This window comes from Corallococcus sp. BB11-1, assembly GCF_026626625.1.
GTDB classification, from domain to species: domain Bacteria; phylum Myxococcota; class Myxococcia; order Myxococcales; family Myxococcaceae; genus Corallococcus; species Corallococcus soli.
Genome location: NZ_JAPNJY010000018.1, coordinates 1 through 19264, shown reverse-complemented (window position 1 = coordinate 19264; position 19264 = coordinate 1). Strand labels below are relative to the sequence as shown.

Annotated in this window: 20 protein-coding genes; 7 read left to right on the top strand and 13 right to left on the bottom strand. The window is 71.6% G+C overall.

Annotated elements, in window-relative coordinates; all coding sequences use genetic code 11:
• The first annotated feature begins 12 nt into the window (after window positions 1-12).
• Window positions 13-339, top strand: a complete 327-nt coding sequence (locus tag OV207_RS14975) for an FmdB family zinc ribbon protein (RefSeq protein ID WP_267555924.1) — start codon at window positions 13-15, stop codon at window positions 337-339.
• Between the two features lie 325 nt (window positions 340-664).
• On the top strand, window positions 665-1402 hold the full coding sequence (locus OV207_RS14970) for a hypothetical protein (RefSeq protein WP_267555923.1): 738 nt from the start codon (window positions 665-667) through the stop codon (window positions 1400-1402).
• 1 nt (window position 1403) lies between these two features.
• Here the strand turns inward: OV207_RS14970 and OV207_RS14965 are convergent, their stop codons facing one another.
• Together OV207_RS14965 and OV207_RS14960 are read right to left on the bottom strand one after the other, a co-directional pair.
• On the bottom strand, window positions 1404-2141 hold the full coding sequence (locus OV207_RS14965) for a PHP domain-containing protein (protein ID WP_267555922.1): 738 nt from the start codon (window positions 2139-2141) through the stop codon (window positions 1404-1406).
• A 69-nt stretch (window positions 2142-2210) separates the two neighbouring features.
• Complete coding sequence (locus OV207_RS14960; RefSeq protein ID WP_120538309.1) at window positions 2211-2486, bottom strand: hypothetical protein; 276 nt, start codon at window positions 2484-2486, stop codon at window positions 2211-2213.
• Window positions 2487-2733: 247 nt separating this feature from the next.
• On the opposite strand from OV207_RS14960, the gene OV207_RS14955 reads away from it, so the two are divergent.
• The 3 genes from OV207_RS14955 to OV207_RS14945 all read left to right on the top strand — a co-directional run bounded on the left by OV207_RS14955 (window position 2734) and on the right by OV207_RS14945 (window position 5085).
• Window positions 2734-2943, top strand: a complete 210-nt coding sequence (locus tag OV207_RS14955) for a hypothetical protein (protein WP_193429623.1) — start codon at window positions 2734-2736, stop codon at window positions 2941-2943.
• 114 nt (window positions 2944-3057) lie between these two features.
• Window positions 3058-4431 carry a sigma 54-interacting transcriptional regulator gene (locus OV207_RS14950; protein WP_267555921.1) on the top strand — a complete coding sequence of 458 codons (1374 nt, stop codon included), beginning with the start codon at window positions 3058-3060 and terminating at the stop codon, window positions 4429-4431.
• Window positions 4432-4605: 174 nt separating this feature from the next.
• Complete coding sequence (locus tag OV207_RS14945; protein WP_267555920.1) at window positions 4606-5085, top strand: hypothetical protein; 480 nt, start codon at window positions 4606-4608, stop codon at window positions 5083-5085.
• Here OV207_RS14945 and OV207_RS14940 read toward each other — a convergent pair.
• The 8 genes from OV207_RS14940 to OV207_RS14905 form a co-directional block, all read right to left on the bottom strand.
• Window positions 5082-6047 carry a hypothetical protein gene (locus OV207_RS14940; RefSeq protein WP_267555919.1) on the bottom strand — a complete coding sequence of 322 codons (966 nt, stop codon included), beginning with the start codon at window positions 6045-6047 and terminating at the stop codon, window positions 5082-5084. The two genes, OV207_RS14945 and OV207_RS14940, sit on opposite strands and share 4 nt — an antisense overlap.
• 28 nt (window positions 6048-6075) lie before the next feature.
• Complete coding sequence (locus OV207_RS14935) at window positions 6076-6762, bottom strand: hypothetical protein (protein ID WP_267555918.1); 687 nt, start codon at window positions 6760-6762, stop codon at window positions 6076-6078.
• A gap of 34 nt (window positions 6763-6796) precedes the next feature.
• Window positions 6797-8548 (bottom strand): metallophosphoesterase, encoded by a 1752-nt coding sequence (locus tag OV207_RS14930; RefSeq protein WP_267555917.1) that lies wholly within the window; start codon window positions 8546-8548, stop codon window positions 6797-6799.
• A gap of 74 nt (window positions 8549-8622) precedes the next feature.
• Window positions 8623-10398, bottom strand: a complete 1776-nt coding sequence (locus tag OV207_RS14925) for a GMC oxidoreductase (RefSeq protein ID WP_267555916.1) — start codon at window positions 10396-10398, stop codon at window positions 8623-8625.
• Complete coding sequence (locus OV207_RS14920) at window positions 10382-12619, bottom strand: patatin-like phospholipase family protein (RefSeq protein ID WP_267555915.1); 2238 nt, start codon at window positions 12617-12619, stop codon at window positions 10382-10384. Before OV207_RS14920 ends, OV207_RS14925 begins: the two co-directional genes overlap by 17 nt.
• On the bottom strand, window positions 12616-13161 hold the full coding sequence (locus tag OV207_RS14915) for a hypothetical protein (RefSeq protein WP_267555914.1): 546 nt from the start codon (window positions 13159-13161) through the stop codon (window positions 12616-12618). Before OV207_RS14915 ends, OV207_RS14920 begins: the two co-directional genes overlap by 4 nt.
• Window positions 13158-14081 (bottom strand): acetoacetate decarboxylase family protein, encoded by a 924-nt coding sequence (locus OV207_RS14910; protein ID WP_267555913.1) that lies wholly within the window; start codon window positions 14079-14081, stop codon window positions 13158-13160. The genes OV207_RS14915 and OV207_RS14910 overlap by 4 nt, the downstream gene beginning before the upstream one ends.
• 13 nt (window positions 14082-14094) lie before the next feature.
• Entirely contained in the window at window positions 14095-15147 is a 1053-nt protein-coding gene (locus OV207_RS14905) for an alpha/beta fold hydrolase (protein ID WP_267555912.1), read from the bottom strand.
• A gap of 177 nt (window positions 15148-15324) precedes the next feature.
• On the opposite strand from OV207_RS14905, the gene OV207_RS14900 reads away from it, so the two are divergent.
• Window positions 15325-15672 (top strand): hypothetical protein, encoded by a 348-nt coding sequence (locus OV207_RS14900; RefSeq protein WP_267555911.1) that lies wholly within the window; start codon window positions 15325-15327, stop codon window positions 15670-15672.
• A gap of 17 nt (window positions 15673-15689) precedes the next feature.
• On the opposite strand, the gene OV207_RS14895 is transcribed toward OV207_RS14900, so the two are convergent.
• From OV207_RS14895 to OV207_RS14885, 3 genes are all read right to left on the bottom strand, one after another.
• On the bottom strand, window positions 15690-16487 hold the full coding sequence (locus tag OV207_RS14895) for a hypothetical protein (RefSeq protein ID WP_267555910.1): 798 nt from the start codon (window positions 16485-16487) through the stop codon (window positions 15690-15692).
• 113 nt (window positions 16488-16600) lie between these two features.
• Window positions 16601-17182: a hypothetical protein gene (locus OV207_RS14890; protein WP_267555909.1), complete on the bottom strand. Its 582-nt coding sequence runs from the start codon at window positions 17180-17182 to the stop codon at window positions 16601-16603.
• A gap of 130 nt (window positions 17183-17312) precedes the next feature.
• Window positions 17313-17918: a sigma-70 family RNA polymerase sigma factor gene (locus OV207_RS14885; protein WP_267555908.1), complete on the bottom strand. Its 606-nt coding sequence runs from the start codon at window positions 17916-17918 to the stop codon at window positions 17313-17315.
• A 211-nt stretch (window positions 17919-18129) separates the two neighbouring features.
• On the opposite strand from OV207_RS14885, the gene OV207_RS14880 reads away from it, so the two are divergent.
• Window positions 18130-19264, top strand: a 1135-nt coding sequence (locus tag OV207_RS14880; protein WP_267555907.1) for a maltotransferase domain-containing protein, incomplete at its 3' end; no start/stop codon positions are given.

Genomic DNA, 19264 nt, shown 5'->3' with positions numbered 1-19264 from the left:
GGTACCCACCCCATGCCCATCTACGAGTACGGCTGCTCGGCCTGTGGAAAGACCATCGACGTCCTGCAGAAGATGTCCGACCCCGCCCCCGCCGCGTGCACCGCGTGCGGTGCTGGTGGCACGCTGACCAAGCAGGTCAGCCGCTCCAGCTTCCACCTCAAGGGTGGCGGCTGGTACTCGGACCTCTACGGCTCCACCAAGAAGGACGGGGGCGGAGGCGCGTCGTCGTCCTCGTCGTCGTCCGCCTCCACGGCGGCGCCGGCCACCTCCAGCGCTCCGGCGAGCCCCGCCCCTGCGGCCAGCCCCGCGCCGGCCTCCTCGGGCGGCGACAAGTCGTAGCGTCGTCGCGAAGGCCGCCCCCGGCTGAAAATTCGCCGGGGGCGCGGACCGGGCACACACTTCGGGTCGTGCCCTTTCCTCCCTCGAAGCGTCCCCCCCGCCACTGCGCGCTGTGCGGTCATCCGGAGCTGACGGATGCGAGGGGGCAGGGTCGCTTCCTCCTGGTCGCGGACCCCCATGGCCGCGGGCCGGTGTGCCCCGCCCAGCGCGGGTGCCGCGACGCGAAGCAGGCCTCGGCGGGCACGCCGGCGCTGACGCAATCCCTGCGCTAGGCTAAGCAGGCAGCCGTAGCGCGCGCGTTCCATCCCGCGCGCGCCCAGGTGCCATGCCGCGTCCCTCCCGCTCCCTGCTCCTCCTGCTGCCGCTGCTGGCCTTCGCCGGCTGCGCCTCCGCCACCCGCATGTCCCCCGAGGATCGCGCCTCGCTGGACAGGACCCTCACCGGCCCGGAGGCGGATCAGTACCTGCGCGTCTCCGCCTACCTGACGCCCTTCTTCGGGGACGCGTCCAAGCGGCTCCTGACGCCCTACCCTCCCGAGGACGTGCGGCTGCTGGACGACACCAGCGGCAAGCCCATCAGCCCCGGCCCCATCCAGGCCACGGTGCCCGCGGGCGCGCGCGTGCGGATCACGAAGGTGGAGTTCCCCACCGCCTGGGTCGTCACCGAGCGCGTCCTCTACACCCCGCGCTCCTGGCCGTGGGTGTACGTGACGGTGGAGGGCGCCCCGGCGGGTGAGCAGGTGGTGCTGGTGCTGCCGCCCAACCTGGACCGGCCGGACGCCTTCCGCACGGAGCTGGAGAAGACCCTCTCCCCCCACCCGCTGAAGGAGCTGGCGGGCTTCAGCGCCACGGTGAAGGAGGCCGTGCGCACGAAGAAGCTGGTGGTGGACATGCCGGCGGACGCGGTGCGCATGGCCTGGGGCCCCCCGGAGTCGGTGCGCCGCTCGATGGAGGGCACGGCGCGCCACGAGGAGTGGCGCTACGCCGGGGAGCGCCGCAAGGCGTTCCTCACCGACGGCCGCCTGGTGCGCGCCGAGGAGGCGGGGACTTCCCTGCTGCCGTGAGCTAGCGCCGGCCGCCGCGGCGGTGCTGCTGCTTCTTGCCGCCGCCCCCGCCGCCCTTGCGCTGGGCCTGGGCCTCGCCGGGACGGGTGAGGCGGGGCAGCTCGCCGGCCATCACCGGCCAGTAGTCGCCCTTGAACAGCTCCTCCACCAGCTGCGCCTGGGTGAGCACGTCGCGCTTGAAGAAGGTGGCGCCGCGGCCCATCTCGTCCAGGGAGCCGCGCGCGTCGCTGCCACCCACGCAGGGCAGCTTGAGCACGTCCGCGGCCTCCACGGCCAGGTCGTTGGCGGTCTGCTTCACCTTGGCGTTGTAGCCCTCCACGGCGCACAGCACGCCCGACAGCGAGCGCACGTACTCCATGGCGGGGTGCGGCACGTCCCGGTCGAAGGGCCGGGCCGCGACGATGGCCGCCCCCAGGGCCTTCACCTTGGGCAGGCACTCGGCCGCGCTCCAGGGCTTCTCCCGGTTGCTGCCCCACAGCTGCACGGGCTCCGGCGCCAGCTCCGGCTTCGGGAAGAAGCAGAGGTACTGGCCCCGGTCGGTGACGAGCTCCAGCCCGACGAACACCTTCACCTTCGCCTTGGCGCCGATCTCGAAGAGTTCGTCGCAGCCGTCCTGGGTGTTGGTCTCCGTGAAGGCGACCGCGTCCAGGCCGAACAGCGCCGCCCGCTCCAGCACGGCGCGCGGATCCAGTTCGCACCCCTTGGACAGATGGGAATGGGCGTGTAGGTCGATGAGCATGGGCGACGCGTGCCTAACAGGCCCCACGGGGCCTGTCGAGCCTGCGCGAGGGGCCCGGGCCGCGGGCGCTCAGGCGAACGCGTAGGACTGGAAGTTGCCCTGCTTGGCCTGGGTGTTCTTCTCCTCGTACGTGCGGATGAGGTAGCCCATCAGCATCAGCGACGAGGTGTTCTCCAGCACCCGCGAAGGATCCTTGGAGATGAGGTTGGCGCTGTAGTTCAGGAAGAACTGCGCCAGCTCCTCGCCCGCTTCCTTCACGATCAGGGCGTTGAGCGCACTCGGCTCCATGGTGCGGATGGTGTTGATGAAATCCACCGCCAGGTCCTTCTTCGTCTTCATGTCCACGGTCCTGCCCCCTTTTTCCCGCCCATGCCCCTGGAACCGCATTGTTCCGGGCCCCGCCCCAATCCAGACCGGGTGCGACCGGGTGAACCTATGCATGACGTCCACCGTGCAAACCCCCGCGCCCCGCGCTCCCCTGCTCCCTCGCACTTCCCCACTTTCCGGGCGCAGCATTTTTGACACCTTGAAACGGCGTGTGCGATAACTCCCGGTCAGCCTTTTCTCACCACCGCACAAGGAGTGGCAGGCGATGTTCACGGGCGTGAAGGTCTTCTCCGCTACCAAGGCCAAGGAGCGGGAAGAGTTGGGTGAGAACGTCACCCGCTGGATCAAGAGCAACTCCGACCTCGAAATCGTGGACCGGGTCGTCTGCCAGTCCTCCGACAACGAGTTCCACTGCTACACGCTGGTGCTGTTCTACAAGCACGCGAAGCCCGCGGCACCGGCCGTCGCGCCGTAGCCTCTTCTTCCAGCACCGCATCTTCGTCGAGGGCCTGTTCCCCCCGCACGCGCTGCTTCACGACGCGCGCGGGGAGACCGGGCCTTTCTATTTCCCCATGTTAAGGTGCGCGCCGTGGCGCGCTTCGGTGACGACAACGGGGAGGAAGATCGGCTGCTCCGCACGGATGCCCTCCCGGCCCTGCGTGCGACGCGGGTCCGGGTGCGGCTGCTGGTGCTGTCCGGTCCGGAGGCGGGCCAGAGCTATCCGCTGACCCCCGGGCGCTACCGGCTGGGCGCGGACCCCGCGTCCGACATCGTCATCGCGGACCGGGCGGTGTCGCGCAGCCACCTGCTGCTGGACGTGCGCGAGGACACCATCCAGGCGGTGGACGTGGGCTCGCGCAACGGCTCCTTCTGCGAGGGCATGCGCTTCACCACCCTGGACGTGCGGCCGGGCGCGGTGCTCACGCTGGGCACCACGGAGCTGAAGCTGGTGCCGGAGGGCGAACAGTCGCGCGCCATGCCGCTGTCCAGCCGTGAACGCTTCGGGAACCTGGTGGGGACCAGCCGCCGCATGCGGGAGCTGTTCACCCTGCTGGAGCGGCTGGCGCAGGGCGAATCCGACGTGCTCATCCAGGGCGAGACGGGCACCGGCAAGGAGCTGTGCGCGGAGGCCCTGCACACGCACGGGCTGCGCTCCAAGGGGCCCTTCGTCATCGTGGACCTGGCGGGGGTGGCGCCGCAGCTGCTGGAGTCGGAGCTGTTCGGCCACGTGAAGGGCGCCTTCACCGGGGCGCAGGCGGACCGGGCGGGCGCCTTCGAGCGCGCGCACGGGGGCACCGTCTTCCTGGACGAGGTGGGCGAGCTGCCCCTGGAGGTGCAGCCCCGGCTGTTGCGCGCGCTGGAGCGCCGGCAGGTGAAGCGCGTGGGCGCCAACGACTACCGCGCGGTGGACGTGCGGGTGGTGGCCGCCACGCACCAGGACCTGGAGGGCGCGGTGAAGGCGGGCCGCTTCCGGGGGGACCTGTTCCACCGGCTCGCGGTGCTGCGCGCGACGCTGCCGCCCCTGCGCGAGCGCCCGGAGGACATCCCGCTGCTCATCGACACCGTGCTGGAGCGCATGGGGAAGAAGCCCAGCGCCCTGTCGGATCAGACGCGCGCCCTGCTCACCCAGTACCCCTGGCCGGGCAACGTGCGCGAGCTGCGCAACGTGGTGGACCGGGTGGTGAACCTGGGCGAGTCCGCGCTGCCGGACCTGCCGGAGGCGCCCGTGCGCGCCGCCCGCCAGCAGGAGCCGGGCCCCGAGGACACGCTGTCGCTGGCGCTGGACCTGCCCTTCAAGGAGGCCAAGGAGCGCCTCATCGAGGGCTTCGAGCGCGACTACCTCAAGACGCTGCTGGAGCGCTGCGGCGGCAACGTGTCCAAGGCGTCGCGCGAGGCGGGCATCGACCGCGTCTACCTGCGCAAGCTGCTGCGCAAGCACGGCCTCGCGTCCGGACCGGACTAGCCCCCCGGCTCCCCCTCCCCTGCCCCACGCTCACCGTGCGGGTGGCGCGCCACGGTTCCCTCCCGGAGTCACGGTCGCCGTGCCCCCGAGGACACTGGCCCCGCCCTACCTCCCGGGGGCGCTTGTCGGCGCGGATTTCCGGCCCATCTTGGAGGGGACCGCGAGGAGGGCGCCATGCACCAGGGGATGGGGAGGTTGCTGTTGCTCGGGGGGCTGGGGCTCCTCGCCACCGCGTGTCAGTCCCGGGGAGGGCCGACCGAGGAAGCAAGGGACCACGGCCCGGCGCTCGCGGTCTTCCCCCTGTCCCGCATGGAGACCCTGCCGGAAGGCAGCGGCGGCAGCGGGAGCGCGGGCGAGGAGGTGGCCAACGAGGTGCCCGACTTCTACGGGACCGTGACGGTGGCCGGAACCCGGGGCTTCACCGTGCGGGACGACGACGGCGTGGAGCGGCCCTTCGAGGTGGGCCCTTCAACGCGCATCCTCCGGGACGGCCAGCGCGTGCCCCGCTCCCAGCTTCGCGAGGGCGCCCTGGTGCACACCACCTACGGCGAGCGGCTGGGGACCTGGGTGGCCACCGACGTGGAGATCTACTCCGGGACGCCGTCGCGCGACCTGACCGCGCCGGCCCCCCCGAAGCGCGAGGCGCGGCGCTAGTCGACGGCGAGCGCCTGCGGCAGGTGGTAGCCGACGATGGTGAGCACCGGGATCCTCGGGCCCTCGTCCTCGTCGTCGTCCGTCATGCCGGACGTGACGCGCAGCCCGTCGAAGCGCGCGAGGATGACGTAGTCGCGGCGCGTCTCCAGGAACGGATCCGCGGACGCCAGCCGGCCCAGGGCCTCGCGGCCCGTCTCCTCGGAGATGTTGTCGAAGGTGCGCTCCATCGCCGTCTGACCGGTGGACTCGCGCGTGACGATCGAACCGCCCACCCTGCCGTCACCCGTCAGGGCCGTGCGTCCGCCCAGGTCGCCGGACGTCTCCGACTCGGTGTCCGTGCGGAACGTCATCCCCACCTCGCGCCGGGAGGCCACCGACTGGAGGCCCTGCTCCACCAGCCACAGCGTGGGGCGCTCGCCGTCCGTGCGCTGATCCGCCACCTGGGCGCGCAGGAGCACGTAGCGGCCCCGGTAGGTGTCCGGCTGGGCGATGGCGGACGCGAGCGAGAAGATGGGCACCTTGCGCGAGTGCAGCAGGCGCAGCTCGCCGTCCACGCTGCCGCCCCGGTGGGCCACCACGCGGGCGATGAGGTTCGCCGCGTCCGGACGCACGCGCAGGTCCTCCGCCCAGGCATTGCCCAGCACCGCGCCCAGCTGGGTGAACGCGGGCGACTCGGCGCACACCTTCAGCGCCAGCCACGCGTCATCGCGCGAGGAGGCCTGGAGCCTGCGGGCCGCGCCCTCGCACAGGGTGGGCGTGGGGTAGCGGGCGGCGAACGCGCGGGCATCCTGGGGTGAGGTCGGCGGATTCTCCGCAGGAGGCCGGGCCCGAGCGAGCACCGGGGCCGGCTGGGGCGCGGGCGCGTCCGTGAGGGCGCGGTCCTCCAGGTTCACGTGCGTGTGCGCGGCGCCGCACCCGGTGGCGAGCGCGCCCAGCAGGGTCAGCAACGGAAGACGGGGCATGGCGCGGGCTCCTTCGGAAGGCCTGGGGCTACAGCGCCGCGGAGCCGGTGTCCTGGCTGTCGCGCGACGGGGACGGACGGGGAATGGACGCGGAGGGCGGCAGCATCATCGAACAGGCGTCGCGGCAGCGCTCGTCCAGGCACGCGAGCGCGCCGGGCCCGGCCTGCTGGCGCGACACGTCCGCGTAGCAGGCCTCGCCGTTGCCGGGGCACTGGCTCCGCGCGGAGCACTCGCAGCAGGAGGAGGCCACGGTGGCCATCAGCTGCACCTCCTGGAGCACGCTGGACAGCGCGCGGTAGCAGGCGCGGGCGGACGGCGAGAAGCGCCCCTTCGCGTCCACCACCGGCGACTGGCCTTCGAGGCCGCAGCGGCCCACGACGGTGGTGTACTTGCGCTCGCAGACGGAGACGAGCTTGGGATCCGCCACGCCGTCGCGCGCGTGGCGGATGGCCTCCGAGCACAGGGCGCGCGACGCGTCCTGGAGGAGCTTGATGTTGGCGCTCTCCACGCTGGCGTCGGGCGCGCCGGACGGGGGCAGCTCCGCCTCGAAGACACACTCCTTGCCCGCGCGCAGCGTGTCGATGGTGCAGGCCCACGCCGTGGGAGAGGCATCCACGAGCGGGGGCGCGCCCAGCGCTTCGGGGGGAAGGGACGACGGCGCGGCGCCAGGCGGCGCGGCACCGAGGAGCAGCAGGGACAGGAGCATCGCCTTCATGGGCCGCGGAGCGTAGGGCTTTGCCCCGCGCCACTCAAACCGGGCCAGGCGGAGGATGTTCGTCCCGAGGCAACGAGGCGGGTGCGAACTGACCGATGTCCGACGTCAGCGGCAGCGCCTTCGAGCGCCCGATGACGATGGGCGGCTCGATGAGCGCGGGGGGCGTGGCCCGGCGATCCTCCGGGTCCGGCACCCAGGCCGGCTCCTCGGCGGAGCGCCCGGGTCGCCACCGGCGCGGCACCCGGCGGAGGCCCACCGGGTACACCGTCAGACGACCGTTCGCGTCGAAGTGGAGCCGCAGGAAGTTCTTCCAGTCCGGGATGGACAGCGACGAGAACGCCTCGTTGGGGTGACAGGAGAACACGTTGAGCGACAGCAGCAGGTACACGCCCACCACCAGGGGGCCCACCAGCGCGCCGCCGCCGAAGAGCAGCAGCCCGCTCAGGAAGTCGCGCCACGGGCTCCATTGCGGATCGGTCGCCAGGGGCGCGGCGATGACGGACACGCCCCAGGTGAGCAGCAGCGCGAGGAGCAGGTGCGCCGCGCCGTGCAGGGCACCGGACACCTGCCGGAAGCGCCGGCCCCTGCGGTCGTCCGCGAAGACGAGCGTGCCCAGCAGGATTCCGGCCGCGAGCACCAGCGAGCCCGTGCTCTGCAACGCGGCGTTGAGCACTTCGCGAAAGGACGGCGCGGCCACGGCGCCTTCGTTGAGGTTCGCGGCCACCCCCCATCCCAGCAGCGTGTAGACACAGCCCATGAAGGCGGCGAACGCCGGGTTGAGGCCGGTGAACAGCAGGTTGCGCCAGGTCAGCCGCCGGGACGTCCGCTGGGGCGGATAGCACTCCTTCAGCACGAAGCCGTCCGGCCGCGTGTCCACCCGGGGCAGGTGGGTCGGGTGCAGGAAGGCCCCTCCCCCACCCGCGACGATCTTCTGCCGCCCTTCCTCGTTCTCATGCCGGCGGTAGTGGTGCAGGTCCCCCGCGAGGAACACGCTCACCCGCTTGCCCAAGACCTTCTGCTCCAGGAAGTCGATGTTGTGGTCCAGGAAGCCGCGGCCCGCGCGGGGCTTCACCTGCTGTTTGATCCACGCCGGCTCCGCGTTGCAGAGGATGACGCGATCCTCGCGGCCCATCCGCCCGGCCACCTTCTGGAAGAACTCCACCTGGGAAGCGTCCAGGTCGGATTCCAGCTGCATGTCCGTCCCCAGCAGCCACCACCCGTGCGGCAGCTTCAGCGCGAAGTAGCTGCGCTGCTGCTTCGTGCGCCAGCCCTCGGTGCGCCGGCCCTGGCAGAACAGGCGCGTGAACGACACCAGCCCGTCGTACCAGTCGTGATTGCCCGGCACCGCGAACAGGTGGGGCCGGTGACGGCGGTGGTTCAGCGCGGCCGCGTACGGCACCACCGTGCGCGCCTGGTACTCCTCCACGCTCGCGGTCGGGTACACCTCATCCCCGCCGAACACGAGCACGTCGCCGCCCCGCGTGGAGTGCACCTTCCCCGTCGCGTCGCGCACGTCCAGCGTCGGGGCCATCACGGCGGACGCCACCGCGTAGGTGGAGTCCCAGCCGTCACCCAGGTCCGACACGTAGTCCAGCCACAGCTCCTCGCGCGCCCCGCCGTCGCCCTCCACCGAGTAGTCGAACGCCAGGGGCTGCGGTCGCGCCACCGCGTCCAGCAACCGCCGGTCCGCCTGCCGCCCGATGGTCCCCGACAGGACCGACTTCAGGCCCGTCTTCGCGAGCACCTCCGGCGCATACCAGGCCACCATCGGCTTGCCCGGAGGCATGCTCCGGGACCGCCCGCGCCGCCCGCGGCGCCGCTCCTCCCCGCGCCAGACGGGAAGCGCCCCGGGGTGACGGCTCACATCGGGGAAGCGGACGGCCATGACGCCTCCTCCGCCCGGGTCCAGCCGTGGACGGGCGCGGCGTGGAAGCGGGCGTCGATGAGATGGTCCGCGAAGCGATCCGCGAGCGCGGCGATGGTGAGGCTCGGGTTGGGGCCGGTGGGGCCCGGCATCATCGCGCCGTCCGCCACGTACAGGCCCGGGTGCCCGAAGGCCTCGCCCGTCGCGTCCACCACGCCCGTCTCCGGCGCGCGGCCCATGGGACAGCCGCCCAGCGGGTGCACGGTGATGACCCGGCTCACGTAGCTGAGCGGGTTCTGCACGAGCTTGCCTTCGAGCGCCGTGGCGATGTCCTTCATCGACTGGCGCACGCTGTCGAAATACGCCTTCGACCCGTGCAGCTTCCAGTCGATGTCCAGCATCCCGTCGTCCGTCAGCCGCATGTGCCCGTTGGGCGTGTCGCGGCCCATGCCGAGCAGCGGCAGGGACGTCGCGGAGCCCAGGCAGTCCCCCAGCAGCTCGGCGATCTCCTCGCTCACGTCGGTGTCGCGCGTGACGCCCGTCCAACCGCGCAGCAGCCGCCACATGAGCCGCAGGCCGCGCTGCATCAGCGGCACCTGGTGCGCGCCCTCGTAGAGCCAGTTGACGAACTCCGGGAAGCCCGCGTCCTCGATGTAGTAGCTCCGGCCGGTGCCGCCCTCCTCCTTGCCCCGGAAGTGGAGCGCGCTGGTGATGACCGGGCCGTGCCCGCCATCCAGGATGCGCGGCAACGCCTTGCCCGTGCTGCTGTCGCGGCACTGCCGCATGAAGCCCAGCAGATCGCCATTGCCGCAGAAGCGCGAACCCAACTGGTCGCTCAGCGCGGGGAAGTGCCGCCGGTTCTTCAAGAGCAGGTAGGACGTGCCGAACGTGCCCGCCGCCAGCACCAGCCGGTCCGCCGTGACGGTGGTGCGGGGCAACATCGACTGGGGCCCCTCGCGCGGCGTCTCCTCCACCACGTCGGTGTGATCCAGGTACCGCACCACGTAGCCCCCACCGTCGGCGGGCCACAGCTCCGTCACCTCCGCGCGCGTGCGCAGCTCCGCTCCGGCGCGCTTCGCCGCGGAGAGGTACGTGTAATCGAGCGTGTTCTTGCTGCCGGTGTTGCAGCCGATGTCGCACTCGCCGCACAGATGGCAGGTGGTGCGCGTGCGGCCGTGGAGGTTGGGGTGCTCCTCGCGGATGGGCTCGCCCGGCACGGGAACTTCGCCCGGGTTTCCGAACGTCACCGCCAGCGGAGGCAGTTGCCAGTCAGCGGCGCGGCCCAGGCGCTGGGCGGCGAGCCGCATGGCCTGGGTCTTCGCGGTGGTGGAGTACGGCGCGTGCTCCAGCGGATAGCGCTGCGCGCCCATCATCCGCTCCACCGCGTCGTAGTGGCGCTCCAGGTCCTCGCGGGTGACGGGCCAGTCCTCGTAGCCGCCGTCGCGCGGGTCCTCGTGGATGAAGGTCTTCTCGTCCTTGCGCAGCAGCACGTTGGCGTAGATGAGCGACCCGCCGCCCAGGCCCGCGCCCACCACCCCGCCCAGCCCCTGGAAGGACCACAGGTTGAAGAGGCCGTGCAGGCCCTTGCGCGGATCCCAGAAGTTGCGGCGCATGTCGTGCGGACTGCGGGGGAACGAACCGGGGGGATACGCCTTGCCGCGCTCCAGGACGCACACCCGGAGGCCGGCCTCCGCCAGGCGCCACGCCATCACCGAGCCCCCGAAGCCCGACCCCACGATGACGACGTCGAAGTGCTCAGCCGTCGCGTCCATGCGGCACCTCACCTTCCCCCTCCTGCTCTGTCTGGGCCCGGGGCGCGTAGAGGTCCCAGAGCGCGCCCAGGAACAGCCGGCCGAACTGGGACACCGCCTTCACCCCCTCCGCGCCAGGACGGGAGGAGCGCATGCTGGTGACCAGCTGCAACAGCTCCCGCATGCCCAGCACCAGGATGCCCGCGCCCACCACGGGCGCCCGGGCGTCGGTGCCTTCGTGGAGGTGGCAGTACAGGCGCGTGGTGTCGCGCCAGAGGTCGGGGCCGGGGTCGTCGTGGAGGGTCTTCGTGCCGTCCAGGAAGTAGTCGCGGCCGTGGGCCTGGAAGCGCAGGCCGTAGCTCATGATCTTCGTGCCGGGGTCGTCCGTGGACCGGAAGAGGTTGAAGCTGCCCTCGCGCACGGGCAGGTCCTCCCCCAGCGGCGGGTACTGCACGTGCGCCACCAGCCTCGCCGCATGGGAGGGATCACGGACGAAGGCGTCCATGTCGTCGATGCTGATGGTGCAGTGCATGGTGAAGGGCGTGGAGCGGCCGTCGTGGGCGCCCTCCTCGGGCGCGGAGGTGCCCAGCGCAAGCGGACCGGACATGGTCTCGCGGAAGGTCAGGTCGGGGGCGGGCTCGGTCATCTGGGTGATCTCCGGGGTGAGGGGCAATCCCCGGGCGTCCGCCGTGCTCAGGTAGCGACACGCATCCGAGTAGCCCAGGTCGATGAGGGACGCGGCGGTGACGTGCCCTGCGTAGAAGTCGGGATCCAACGGCAGGGGCCGCTCCGGCCGGATGAGGTGGACGGCGATGGGCCGCGAGTGCCCGGGGACGCTTTCGCCCGCGAGGATGCGCGCGTTGAGCTCACGCACCTGCTCCAGTTGGGCGAAGAGCGCGCCGTTGGCGCTGAGCTCAATCATGTGGACGTACTGGCGGAAGAAGCCCGCGCCGTACTCGGGCGTGTTGCCGATGCACCAGGCGATCCACACCTCATCCGCGCCCCGGCGCACGGCCTCCATCACGTTGGCGTCCTGGATCCACACCGAGTCCAGGTAGAGCCGCCCGTCCTTCGGCACGGGGGGCATGAAGAGGGGCAGCGAGATGCCCGCCACCAGCAGGTCGAGGTCCACGTCGGTGTGGGGGACGGCCTCGTTCGTCTTGCGGCCGAAGTCGCAGACGTTGAAGGTGCCCTCGCGTTCGCGGCTCTTGCGCACGGCGTCCACGTCGATGCCCAGGTGCGGGAAGACGCGCTCGACGATGCCGTCCGCGTCCCCCAGCGCATCGAGCTTCCAGGGCTGCGCGTACGCGTCCAGGGGCATGAGGGACACGAAGTCCTTCACGCGCAGGGTCCGCCACCGCTCGCACATCTCGGCGGGTGACAGGCCGGACTGCCACATGGCCAGGGTGATGATGCCGCCCGACGTGCCGTCCGCATGCGCGAAGTCCAGCCCCGCATCCGTCAGCGCGCGCAGCACGCCCGACTGCCAGGCGACGCGCATGCCGCCACCCGCCAGGATGAGGGAGCGTCGTGGCTCCGCCGCCTCCCCTGCCCCGGAACTCGCCTCGGCGGATGAAGCCACGGCCTCCCGTTGCGACGCCGCCAGCGGGACCGCGACCTCCGCCGGATCCGCTTCACGCAGCAAGGCCAGCGAAGCACTCGACCCCCCCCTGGGGAGACGTTCGGACGCCGCCAGCGCTCCCTCGCCCCGCGAGGGCCGCAGCGGCCCGGCGATCCCCGTCACCTGCGAAGCGGCGGAGAGCGGGCCGGTGTCCCCTCCGGCCCCCACCTCCGGATGGGGCTTGAGCACGGAGATGACCTGCTCACGCTGGCGCAGCGTCACGTAGAACGCGAGCACCAGCGCGGCCGACAGCGCGTCGAACGCCGCCACGCCCAGCGACAACGGCGACAGCAGCCCGAGCGCCACGGCCAGCGCCACCATCAGGCACGCGCCCACCTTCTGGAGCCCCGACCACAGGAAGGCGGCCGGGTTCGCACGGGGTTCGTGCAGGCCGTGCAGCAACAGGCCGCCGAACAGCACCATGAACATCCCCACGATGCGGAAGAAGTGCGAGGGCGTGGCGGACGCGTCCGCCTGCAGCAGCCGCAGCTCCGTCCCCGGCAGGAACATCTGGACCGCGCCGGACACGACGGTGATCCACCCGATGGCCGCGAGCGCCCATCGCCACTCGCGCCCGTGCGTGCGGGACAGGCGCTCCAGCCGCGACAGGCCCGGGCTCATGCGCGGACCTCCCGGCGCGGAGGGATGCTCAAGCCGAAGCCTGGCCACCGGACCCCCGCCGGATGTTCAGCGCGCAGCAGGCGGTGCACGAAGTAGCCCAGCATGGACAGCCACTGCACCGTCCACAGCGCCACGCGGATGCGGTTCATCCCCATCCACGCGCCCAGCACCTGGGACAGCCGCTCGGGCGACGTGATGCCGGCCGCCATCTCCGCGTTGTACGGGAAGATGAAGAAGCGCGTCAGCAGCGTGGCCACCACCACCGCCAGCAGCACCAGCAGCGGATACCACCGCAGCCCCGTCCGCCGCTCCCGCCACGCCAGCACGACCGCCGACACCAACATCACCAGCGTCATGCCGGTGAAGAAGCGCGTGGCCGCCTGCACCTGCGGCACGAACTGGAGGTAGTAGTTGTCCACCGTGAGCTGCGACGCGATGGGGAACGAGAACAGCACCAGCGACCACCCCGTCCCCAGGTACATGGACACGCACAGGAAGAGCAGGCACGCGTTCGCCAGGTGGAGCAGGTGGCCGCGCTTCATGACCGGAGTTCCCGTGGGGAGACGGGCCTGGACGGGCCGTGGGGCAGCGCGCCGGCCCCATCCGGAGGCGGCATCGGCGTCTGGTCCTGTCCCAGGTCCACGACGCTCTCCAGCCCCTCCGGATACGTGCTCGTGGGCAGCGTGGGCTGGGTGAGGAACCACGCCTCGAAGTGGTCGTCCAGCACGCCGCTCGACGAGGGGAAGAACCCGGTGAGGAACGCGCGCGGGGAGATGCTCAGCTCCCGCAGCGCCTGCACGCGCGGATGGTCGCCCAGCTCCAGCGAGGCCCAGGCGCGGCGGCCGAACCGGAAGCCGAACCGGCCCCGGAAGTAGATGGAGGACTTCATCAGCATCCCCCGGAACGCGCAGTAGTTCACCGCCGAGGCCCGGAGCGGCAGCCACGCGCGGCCCGGCCGTTCGATGCGCACGCGCACCGCCTGCTGGCCCCCTTCCGAGTAGGAGCTGCTGACCGACCCGTTCTCGACTTTGAAGTCCAGCCGCGCCAGGTGCTTGGGCATGCCCCAGATGCCCTTGCCGCCCTTCACGGACACCTCCGTGTTCACCGGCAGGTCCACCACGTACTGGCCCACGCCGTAGCGCTTGGGGAACAGCAGCGGCAGCAGCGGAGGGGCCGGCCTGCGCCCATGCGTGCACGCCAGCGCGATGCTGAACTCGATGTACGCGCCGATGTCCGTCTTCTTGTAGTCGATGACGGAGATGAGCAGCACGCCCTTGTCCCGCGACACGCGCAGCGGGTGCAGCTCGTTGCCCGGCAGCAGGGCCGCCGCGCGGCGGGCGTCCACGGTGAAGGCGGCCATCAGGGCCGGGGACCCCTGCGAATTCACCGGCAACGCGTAGGGGATGTCGTCCACCCGCGAGTAACGGCCGGACTGCCTCTGGATGCGCTTGGGGATGGACATGGCGGGCCTTTCGTCACACCGGGCGGTCCAGCTCGGCGAGGAGGGTTGGGAAGACGTCCTGGGCCGCGCGCTTGCCCATGAAGACGTCCAGGTGTCCGTAGCCGGGCAGCATGTGCAGCGCGTGCCGGCCCGGGTGGAAGCGCTCCATGTGTTCGAAGCTGCGGCGCTGGCTCTCGGCGAGGAAGCAGCGGTTCTCCTCCCCCGCCAGGAAGACGAAGCGCGCGTCCGTCTGGGGCTCGCGCTCGCCCAGGTCCTCCGGCAGCGCACGGAAGTGCTCCACGGGCACCAGGTGGCCGGCGCGCACGCTCGCGTACATCTGGCGGAAGAAGCTGAAGGGCACCGGCCCGAACTCGTGTTTGAGCCAGTCGTGCGTGCGGGCGTTCAGGTTCTCGTGCCGCCACAGCACCGGGAAGCCCGTGCCGTAGGTGAAGCTCGTCCAGCGGCAGACCAGGTTGTCGCATTCGTGGTGCGTCGCCTCCACCACGCGCGTCAGCGCCCGGGCCGTGCGCGTGGGGCCGCCGTAGGCCCACTGCGGATCCAGGTACGGCGTCAGGTGGGAGACCAGGGGGACGGCGTACTTCAGCTTCAGCCGCGCGGAGGCCGGCACCACCGGGTGCAGCGACACCGCGTTGCTGACGATGACGTCCACCTCCGGCAGCAGCCCCGCCACCGCGGCCATCGTGAAGCTGGTGGAGCCCTGACAGTGGATGACGGCCTTGACGGTGTCGTGCCCCGTCTCCTTCACCACGGTCTGGATGGCGGCCGGGTGGTCCAGGACGGCGGCCTGGTCCAGCGTCCACTCGCCGGGCTCCACGTCCATGCTCGCGCGCCAGTTCTCCAGCCACACGTCGTAGCCATCGTCGATGAGCGCATCCACCACCGTCTGGCGCACGGGGGCGCGGAAGATGTTCCCCCGCACGCCCGCGCCGTGCACCAGCACCACCGGCCCCTTGACCGGCTCCTCATGGCCGCGCAGGTGCACCAGGTGCAGCGCGCGACCGTCACCCGCGAGGAAGGGGACGATCTCCTCGGAGTAGCGCGGTGGTTGGAACGTCTCGACGGTCATGAAGGCGGCCCCCCTACTGAAGCCCACGTCAAAGCTGGGGCAGTGGCGGGAAGGCGACAACCGGAGCGCAACCCCGGAGCCGCCACCCCCGGCCCTCCTGACCGGAGCCTGGCGGAACGTCATGGCGCTGCCCTGACACTCCGCCCATGCGCCCGCGCGCGGTGCTAAGGGTGAGGCATGGATCAGGACGCGGGCTGGACTGACTACGAGGCGGGCGCGACGCTGGGAGGCGAAGGCAGCCAGGGGGGCCTCGTGGTGCGCGACGAGGGCTTTCGCGGCAACCTGCGCCTCACCTACGAAGCGGATGAGGCGCGCTCCTTCCACTCCATCACCTGCGGCATCGCGGGCTGGCTGCGGCACCCGCGCTTCTTCGACAACGCTGGCGACGCGGCCCGCGCCTTCGAGGAGATGAAGCCCGCGCTGGAGGAGCTGGGCGCGCGGCTCACGGAGGGCGGCCCGCGTTCCACGGCGGACGGACAGGCGGCGGGCCCGCTGCTCGCGGCCTTCGTGGTGCGCTTCTCCTGAGGCCCGGCCCCTGAAGGCTACGCGCTCCCCGCCACACCCCGGGAGGAGCGCTCCACCAGGAACGCCACCAGCTCCGGCCAGCAGGCCTCCAGCACATCGGGGGCTGCCTCTCCGAACACCGCGACGGCATCCACGGATTGGGGCGCTCCGGTGAGGTGCTCCTGGCACCAGGCCTCCAGCGCATCGCGCAGACCCCGCAACGGCCCGGTGAGCTCTCGCAGCGAGGAGTGCCCGAGCTGCTGGCGCGCCTGCTCCCAACGTCCTGCGCGGCAGGCCACCACGGCGGAGGCGAGCACCGCCAGCAGGTGGGGGTTCGCGCCCTGGGTCCTCACCGTCGCCAGCCGCTGTTCGGCCAGCGTCAACCGCCCATCCATCGCGAACACCAGCGCGAGCGTCGCGGACAGCACCGCCCGGAACTCCGGTGTGAGATCCGTCCTCGCCTCCAGGCTCGTCAGCTCACGCTCCGCCACCGGCAGTTGCCAGAGCTGGAGCCGGCTGATGCCGATGTTGAACGTGGGGATGATCCGCACCTTGGCCAGGGGGCGCGACGCCTCGAAACGCTCGAGCGCCGCGGCCACCCTCCCCTCCGACAACAACCGGAGCCCCTCGTCGGTGAGCTCCCGGCTCTTGCGATAGCGGGGCAGGTAATAGAGAGCCAGCAGCCCGCTCAGCGGAAGCAGCAGGTAGGGCAAGGAGGGGGCGAGCGAGCGCGCCGTCTCGTAGGCGCCGGGCGCGAACCGGGAAAGCACCCCGGGCACGACCGCGAGGGCCACGCCCGACACCAGGCCGATACCAATGGTCCATCGATTCCACATGGTCCGGCACTCCTACCACCAGGAGCGCCCCTGGCGAGCCGGCGCGACACGCAGGCCCGCATCCACGGCCCCCGCCCCACGCACCCTCCGTGAGGCGGACGGGCCACGGGCCGCTACCGCATCGAGTCGCGCCGCGCCTGCGTCCGGCGGCCCTGCGCGGCCCGGTGCGCCTGCGACTTCATGGACGGGAACCCCTGCGCCTTGCGCGCCCCGCCCTTCGCCGTCGTCCGGCGCGCGTAGCCCGCGGGCCGCGCCACCCGCTTCGCCATCGTGGTCTTCTTGCGCAGGGGCGTGACGCGGGCCGTGGTGCCCGTCGCCCGCTTCGCCGCCGGACGCTTGCGCATCGCCGGACGCTTGCGCATCGCCGGACGCGCCTTGCGCATCTCCGCCTTCTCCATCCGGCCCAGCTGCGTCTCGAAGCGCGACAGCGCCGTGCGGAACAGCGCCGCCTTGCGCCGGGTGTTCATGTCCCCTTCCGCCTTGCGGCTGCGCGTGGGGACGCGCTTGCCGGACGCCTCCCGCCGCAACATGTGCGAGCGCTGCGTGTACTTGTCCATCATGCCGCGCGCCCGCTTCACCATCCCCTTGAGCTCGCGCTCCGACAGCTCCATCAGGTTGCGCGGGGCGCTCGCCATCACCAGCCGCATCTCCCGCTCATTCATCAACGCCACACCCGGATCCTTCACCTTGCGCATGTCCACCCCTCCCTGGGGTTCCCGAAACAGTCGCAACGTTTGGGGTGCGCACCCGCGGCGGCAAGGCAGCCACGGCCCGGGCCTGCTCCACCGCCCGTCCCCGCGGGCCCGGAGGAGTGTCCTGCTCAGCTCAACCGGAGGCCGCCGCGGCGCGCTCTTCCAACAGCACCGCCAGCTTCTCCAACGCCAGCCGCGCCCGCGTCTTCACCGTGCCCAGCGGATGCCCCGTCTTCTGCGCGATGTCGCTCTGCGACAGGCCCTCGAAGTACGCGAGCATCACCACCTCGCGCTGCTCCGGCGGCAGCTGCGTCAGCGCCGCGCGCACCCGCTCCTGCTCCTGCTTCGTGGACGCGGAGACGTCCGGCGCCATCGGCGTGGCGCTCACTGGCGGAGGCTGCTGGCTCGCGCCCTCCACCATCCGCGACACCGTCCCCAGTGAACGCAGCCGGTCGATGGCGCGCGTGCGCGCGATGGTCGTGACCCACGTCTCCAGGCCCCCACGGTCCGGATCGAACTCGCGCGCACGCCGCCACACGTCCAGGAAGGTCTCCTGCAGCACCTCCTCCGCGTCCGCGCGCGTGGGCAGCAACCGGACCGCGATGGCGTACGCCCGCGCGGAGCACCGCGCATAGACAGCGCGCATGGCATCCGCTTCGCCGAGCGCCACCTGCCGCAGCAGGTCGCGATCAGCCGACAGGTCACTCGCTTGCTGGGCGGAGGAGTCGGTAGGCGCCATGTTCGTCCCGGATACCGCAACCGGTGGGGCGGATCCCAGCTTCAACCATTGAAGCCCGTTCACCCAGCCCCTCAGGGTAGTCGCCTGTCCCCTCCATCCCTAACGTTGACCGGCCAACGCGACCAGGCGGTCGCCCTCTTCAATCAACAACACCCGCACATTGCCGCCTGGAGCCACCCACTCACAGTCCTATAAGGCACCGCCAGCCGATATGACCGACCGACTCGGAAGCGTGTTCATCGAGAACGTCCAGCCGCAGCTGGACGCAGGGCGCTACGCCATCAAGCGCATCGCCGGGGAGAGCCTCACCGTCCGCGCGGACATCTTCAAGGAAGGCCACGACGTCCTCGTGGCCGTCGCGCGCTGGCGTCAGGTCACCCCCGCCGCCCAGCAGACGGAATGGGCGGAGGTGCCCCTCACACCCCGCAGCAACGACGCGTGGGAAGGGGTCATCCCCCTGGCCCACAATGGCCGCTACGAATACACGATTGAAGCGTGGCCGGATCTCTTCCGCACCTGGGCGCACGAGCTGAAGCGCAAGGTGGACGCGGGCCGCGACGTGAAGAGCGAGCTGCTCGAAGGGGCCGCCCTCCTGGAAGGGGCCGCCGCGCGTGCGCGGGACGTGTCCGTGGAGGACGCCCGCACGCTCGCCGAGGCGGGGGCCCGCCTGCGCACCCCGCCCTCTCCGGAGCACCTGCTCGTCGCGCTGTCACCCGAGCTGGCGGACGTCGCGTCGCGACACCCGGACCGCGGGCTCGCGAGCCGCTACGACCCGGTGCTGGAGGTGTTCGCGGACCGGGAGAAGGCGCGCAACGCCGCCTGGTATGAGTTCTTCCCGCGCTCGGCGAAGCGCGACGGCAAGACGCACGGCACCTTCAAGGATGCGGAAGGGTGGCTGCCCTACATCCAGAAGCTGGGCTTCGACACCGTCTACCTCCCGCCCATCCACCCCATTGGCCGCACCGCGCGCAAGGGCAGGAACAACACCCTCAACGCGCAGCCCGGGGACGTGGGCAGCCCGTGGGCCATTGGCGCCAGGGAGGGAGGCCACAAGGCCATCCACCCGGAGCTGGGCACGTTCACGGACTTCCGCGCGTTCGTGGACGCGGCGCAAGCGCACGGCATCGAGGTGGCGCTGGACCTGGCGTTCCAGTGCGCGCCGGACCACCCGTACGTGAAGGAGCATCCGGAGTGGTTCCAGCACCGTCCGGACGGCACCATCAAGACGGCGGAGAACCCACCCAAGCGCTACGAGGACATCGTCAACTTCGACTGGATGGGGCCCGCGCGGGACGCCCTCTGGAAGGAGCTGAAGTCCGTTGTCCTGTTCTGGGTGGACCACGGCG